This window comes from Sphingobacterium sp. UBA7253, assembly GCF_002472745.1.
Classification (GTDB): domain Bacteria; phylum Bacteroidota; class Bacteroidia; order Sphingobacteriales; family Sphingobacteriaceae; genus Sphingobacterium; species Sphingobacterium siyangense.
Genome location: NZ_DKSP01000246.1, coordinates 39,190 through 45,387, shown reverse-complemented (window position 1 = coordinate 45,387; position 6,198 = coordinate 39,190). Strand labels below are relative to the sequence as shown.

The window sequence follows — 6,198 nt, the reverse complement described above, 5'->3', positions numbered from 1 at the left end:
CCTGAAGTTCTTGCATAACCTTGCGCCGCGTGGATTCCACCTTGTTCATGGCGCACTAAAATATGCTTCAGACGATCCGTATAATCATAAAGGGCATCATAGATCGGCATAATTGCGCCTCCAGGATAACCAAATACGGTATCAACTCCTTCGCTCAATAAGGCCTCCAATACAGCTTTCGATCCCGAAATTTGTGTCGGAGTTTGCTGCGCTGTAGCGGCCTTATTTTCTGTTATTTCCAGTGTACTCATTACGTTGATTTTTTTATTGTTGATTATTCAGTCTTTTAGTATTTAGATATTAGATCTGAGACATTAAGCGTCGATTGTTTAGGTCTGTATTTGCTTAATGTCTCTGTTTTTTATTTTCTACTGATCCGTTACACAGCCTTCTGATGCATCGGCAACAGTTTTAGCGTATTTGTATAAAACTCCTTTGCTAACTTTTAACGCTGGTTGTACCCAAGCGGCACGGCGTTGCGCAATCTCTTCATCGGAAAGCAGCACATTGATGCTGTTATTTACCGCATCGATCTCGATAATGTCATCATCATTTACAAGACCGATCAATCCGCCTTTGTAAGATTCTGGTGTGATATGTCCGACGACAAAACCATGTGTACCACCCGAGAAACGGCCATCGGTGATTAAAGCAACAGATTTACCAAGGCCAGCACCAATAATCAAGGAGGTTGGTTTAAGCATTTCAGGCATGCCTGGTGCTCCAACAGGACCTTCATTTTTGATCACCACTACATCTCCTGGTTTGATTCTACCAGATGCGATGCCCGCTACTAAATCATGCTCTCCATCGAATACGCGTGCAGGACCAGTGAATTTTTCACCTTCTTTGCCGGAGATCTTAGCAACAGAACCTTTCTCTGCTAAGTTCCCGTAAAGAATTTGTAAGTGTCCTGTAGCTTTGATTGGATCGCTCAAGGGTTTGATAATCGGTTGATCATATTCCATGATTGATTTAACATCCGCCAAGTTCTCAGCGACCGTTTTTCCTGTTACCGTGATACAGTCACCATGTAATAAACCTTCATTTAAAAGATATTTCATGACAGCAGGTGTTCCGCCAAATTGCTGAAGATCTTGCATCAAGTATTTACCCGACGGTTTAAAGTCAGCTAATACCGGGGTTTCATCACTCATGCGTTGGAAGTCGTCTTGCGTGATGTCTACGCCTACGGCTTTGCCTATTGCAATAAAGTGAAGTACAGCATTGGTACTACCGCCCAAGATAACAATGGTACGTAGCGCGTTCTCAAATGCTTTACGTGTCATGATATCAGAGGGTTTGATATCTTTCTCAAGCAGCGTGCGGATATGTCGACCTGCTTCTAAACATTCATTTTTCTTTTCTTCCGAGATCGCCGGATTGGAAGATGAGTAGGGTAAACTCATTCCCAAGGCTTCAATTGCCGAAGCCATGGTATTTGCGGTATACATTCCGCCACAAGCACCAGCACCAGGGCAGGTATGTTTGATAATGCCTTCATAGTCTTCATCGGAAAGATTTCCGCAGATGCGTTGTCCCAATGCTTCAAATGCAGACACAATGTTTAATTCTTCACCTTTATAGTGTCCTGGAGCGATGGTACCACCATATACCATTAGAGAAGGACGATCCAAACGGGCCATGGCCATAATAGCACCAGGCATGTTTTTGTCACAGCCAGGAATAGAGATCAAGCCATCATAATATTGTCCGCCACAGATCGTTTCGATACTATCAGCGATTACATCACGGCTTACCAACGAATAACGCATTCCATCGGTACCATTGCTCATACCGTCACTCACGCCAATAGTTCCAAAGGTCAAACCCACTAAATCATTGTTCCAAACGCCCTTCTTGACGATTTGTGCCAAATCATTTAAGTGCATATTACACGTATTACCATCATATCCCATGCTGGCAATACCGACCTGTGCTTTGTCCATGTCGGCATCTGTAAGACCGATACCATAAAGCATTGCTTTTGCAGCAGGTTGCGTTTCGTCTTGTGTAAATGTACGGCTGTATTTGTTCATTGTGTTTTCGCCGTTAGATGATGACTTCATAATTTTCGTTCTCTAATACTAAATTTTTATATCTTCTTTGGATTGATGCACCTATGCTGTGTTCCCAGGCTTCTTTGTAGATGACATCATCGACTTGTTTGATTCCGATAATTTCTGCCGCAGTTCCACATAAGAAAGCGCTGTCAGCAGTGTAAATATCCTCTACCGTCAATTGCTTTTCAATGACTTCGAAGTTTAATTTTTTACAAATGTTTTTTACCGTCTGGCGTGTAATGCCCGGAAAGATATTCTTCGCTGGCGGCGTATAGATTTTGAAATTCTTTTCGATGAAAATATTTTCACTGGATGCTTGGGCAACGTAGCCTTCATGGTCGAGCATCAAAGCTTCGTCGTAACCCTTCCTGATGGCTTCTGTTGTCGCAAGGATGGAGTTTACATATTGCCCAGAGATCTTCGAGTCAATTTTAAACGACTTTGGATTAGGTCTTTTGATATCAGAGATACATACCTTTAATAGGTTTTGACCAAGATATGGCCCCCATTCCCATGCTGCCATCATGATGGTTGCTTCGGTTGATGAGGTTAGGTGCATATTTGAACCGGTCAATACCAATGGACGTATATAAGCTTCTCTTAGGTTGTTGTTGGCCAAGAGCTCATAACAGATGTCGATCAGCTCTCGGTTGCTCCAACGATAGGGAATATTAACGGCTTCACACGATCTCTTTAAGCGATCGAAATGCATGTCAGCTTTAAAGATACGTGGCCCATTGTGGGTATTATACGCACGTAAACCATCGAACACCGCATACCCATAATGCAGTGACTGTGCAAAGGGATCCAATGCAGCTTCGGAAGCTTTTACAAAAGCTCCATCTAAATAGATCAACGTGTTTTTATCGTAATATTTCATAACCCAAAATTTACCTAAGTATAATAGTTCCCCTTGTTGTAATATTGGTGGTAAATCATGCTATCTCAAGCTTCTATAAAAACTTTCGATTTTCATTTCCTCAAGGTAGCAGGAATTACAATAATTGGCAATAGGCAAAGTGCTAATTTTGTATTTAGAATAAAATTTCATTAAATCTGTTTTTGTGAAATTTTATTTTTTAATAATTCGTTTTATTCGGTTTTATATTTTGTTAGTCGTATACCATATTTAAAATTGGTCTACAGGTGTAAAAAATTATTTTTTGTTACAATGGCCAATTTTCTTCCTAAAATGAAGAAAATGTCAAAAAAACTTAAAAAAAAAAGCTTCCGATATTTCTATCGGAAGCTTTTTAGATTTTATAAAATCGATTTGATTTAATCTCCGATAATTCCTTCAGCAAGCACGGTAATGACATTGTCTTTTGCTTCCACAACACCACCTTTAATGAACACTTCTTGTTCACCTTTACTTTGTTGAATAATTACTTTTCCATCTTCCAAAGTAGAAACAATGGCAGCGTGGTCTTTCAAAATTTGAAAAGAACCCGCAGTGCCCGGTACAGTAACAGAAGTTACTTCGCCTTCGAATGCTAATTTGTCTGGAGTGATAATTGTTAATTTCATTATTCTTAGATATAATCTAGATTAAACTGCTTCTGCTAATAATTTTTTACCTTTTTCGATAGCATCATCGATGTTACCTACTAAGTTGAAGGCAGCTTCAGGGTACTCATCTACTTCACCGTCAATGATCATATTGAAACCTTTGATGGTATCTTTGATGTCTACCAATACACCTTTTAAACCTGTAAATTGTTCTGCAACGTGGAAAGGTTGAGATAAGAAACGTTGTACACGACGTGCGCGGTGTACAGTTTGTTTATCTTCTTCAGATAATTCGTCCATACCTAAGATGGCGATGATATCTTGCAATTCTTTATAACGTTGAAGAATTTCTTTTACACGTTGTGCAGTATTATAGTGTTCGTTACCTAAAACGGCAGGAGAAAGGATACGTGATGTAGAATCCAAAGGATCCACAGCAGGGTAGATACCTAGCTCAGCGATTTTACGAGACAATACTGTAGTTGCGTCCAAGTGAGCGAAAGTTGTCGCTGGAGCAGGGTCAGTTAAGTCATCGGCAGGTACATATACAGCTTGAACCGAAGTGATTGATCCGTTTTTAGTTGAAGTGATACGCTCTTGCATTAAACCCATCTCCGTTGCCAATGTTGGTTGGTAACCTACGGCTGAAGGCATACGACCCAATAGGGCAGATACTTCAGAACCCGCTTGTGTAAAACGGAAGATATTATCGATGAAGAATAATACGTCACGGCCTTGACCTTCGCCATCACCGTCACGGAAGTATTCCGCAACTGTCAAACCTGATAAAGCAACACGCGCACGTGCACCAGGAGGCTCGTTCATTTGACCGAATACGAAAGTACATTTAGAATCTTTCATCAATTCGTGGTCAACAGTATCCAAAGGCCATTCGCCTTTTTCCATGCCTTCCATAAAGTGCTCACCATATTTGATGATACCAGACTCCAACATCTCGCGCAATAAGTCATTACCTTCACGTGTACGTTCACCTACACCAGCGAATACAGAAAGACCACCGTGACCTTTTGCGATATTGTTGATTAATTCTTGGATTAATACAGTTTTACCTACACCGGCACCACCGAATAAACCAATTTTACCACCTTTAGCATATGGCTCTAAAAGGTCAATAACTTTGATACCAGTAAAAAGTACTTCGGATTCAGTTGACAAATCTTCGAATTTAGGAGGTACGTTGTGGATAGGACGACCATTCTCTTTATTCAAATTTTGGATCCCGTCTATGGCATCACCAACTACATTGAATACACGACCTTTGATTTCTTCACCAACAGGCATTTTGATAGGAGCACCAGTATCGACAACTTCCATTCCGCGAACTAAACCTTCAGTTGCGTCCATGGCAATTGTACGTACACGATCCTGACCTAAGTGTTGTTGAACTTCTAATACAACACGTTGTCCATTTTCTTTTTGAATGTACAATGCATCGTAAATTTTAGGTAGATTTTCACTGTCGGCGAAGTTGACGTCAACAACTGGGCCGATAATCTGCGCTATTTTACCAATCTTGGGCATATTATAGGGACTAAATATTTATTAATCAATTTTATATAAGAGACATAAAAGGCCTCTTTTTTGGTCAGCAAAAATAAGGTTATTCGTTTTTAAAAACAAATAGAATTTGCAATTAAATTACAATTTTATTAATGTAGGTCAAAATGTTATCGATTGTAATTCTGTATGTTTCGATTTCTATACCTGCAAATATAGTTTTTCTCTTTTATCCGGCGATGTATTTTTGAAGTTTACAGCTTTACTTCGCTGAATCTTTTATTCGTTTAGGAATGGAACCTGATTAAATGAAATCGACCTGTAACCGAGTGCCTCTAGGATTCGTTACAGGTCGATCGAAATAAATCTGCTATTTTATGAAAAGCAGGACTAGATTTTTTTGTTTAGTTCGTCCTGCAACTGGCGCTTGAGCAATTGTTCTTTTTCCATGGATTTTTTACGAAACGTTGCGAATTCCTCTTGCGATTGCTCGGCCGTTTTTTGGAATTCCACCGTGTCCACTTTCGCTTTCCGATAAGAAAATAAGAAGATAAATGCTGCTACTGCCAATACCGCAATGATCGTCCAAACAACAGTATTGTAGAAAGTTTTAGATGTATTGATTCCCAAGAAAGAGAAACTTTCTGTTTTTTCCTTCTCCTGTGCCAACTGATCCTTTAAAACCTGAATTGAATCTTGTAAAGTTTTGGTATTGGACGTATAGTTGCTTGAAGATGATTTTAAAGAGCTGATTTCCTTGTGGAGTTTTGCTACGGTATCAATTACATTTCGTTTCACAATATCAAGGTTGGTTTTTCGCACCATCTTGAAATCATAGTTGTTTTTCGAAATATAATTCAGGTGGTCAAATTGATTCGCCAAACTTCCTTTTTTTAATCCATCCGGACTGTACTTGAAGGCATTATCCTGTTGTGCTGCTGTAGTGGCGGGAGCCGCAGCAGGAGCTTGCGCCTTCAATAGTGTATGTGATGAAATAAATAAAATCGTAAAGAATATAAATGCTAATCTCAATTTGCTCATGTTGTTTATTTTATAAAATGCGTTAATCTAGCTTATCCTAATTGTAAAACTAGGATATACCTTTGAT

General features: G+C 39.6%; 6 protein-coding genes. All 6 read right to left on the bottom strand.

Annotated features, from left to right (window positions below):
- The coding region (locus B2X72_RS25960; protein ID WP_286852091.1) for a thiamine pyrophosphate-binding protein at positions 1-251 on the bottom strand (251 nt) is incomplete at its 3' end.
- A 117-nt stretch (positions 252-368) separates the two neighbouring features.
- Complete coding sequence (gene ilvD / locus B2X72_RS25955) at positions 369-2,069, bottom strand: dihydroxy-acid dehydratase (RefSeq protein WP_286709709.1); 1,701 nt, start codon at positions 2,067-2,069, stop codon at positions 369-371.
- A complete protein-coding gene (locus B2X72_RS25950) occupies positions 2,053-2,943 on the bottom strand; it encodes a branched-chain amino acid transaminase (RefSeq protein ID WP_286852089.1) in 891 nt (296 codons plus the stop codon). The genes ilvD and B2X72_RS25950 overlap by 17 nt, the downstream gene beginning before the upstream one ends.
- Before the next feature lie 398 nt (positions 2,944-3,341).
- Complete coding sequence (gene atpC, locus B2X72_RS25945; RefSeq protein ID WP_286852087.1) at positions 3,342-3,590, bottom strand: ATP synthase F1 subunit epsilon; 249 nt, start codon at positions 3,588-3,590, stop codon at positions 3,342-3,344.
- 21 nt (positions 3,591-3,611) lie between these two features.
- Entirely contained in the window at positions 3,612-5,114 is a 1,503-nt protein-coding gene (gene atpD / locus B2X72_RS25940) for a F0F1 ATP synthase subunit beta (RefSeq protein ID WP_075994361.1), read from the bottom strand.
- A gap of 366 nt (positions 5,115-5,480) precedes the next feature.
- A complete protein-coding gene (locus B2X72_RS25935) occupies positions 5,481-6,131 on the bottom strand; it encodes a hypothetical protein (protein WP_286852085.1) in 651 nt (216 codons plus the stop codon).
- Positions 6,132-6,198 lie beyond the last annotated feature (67 nt).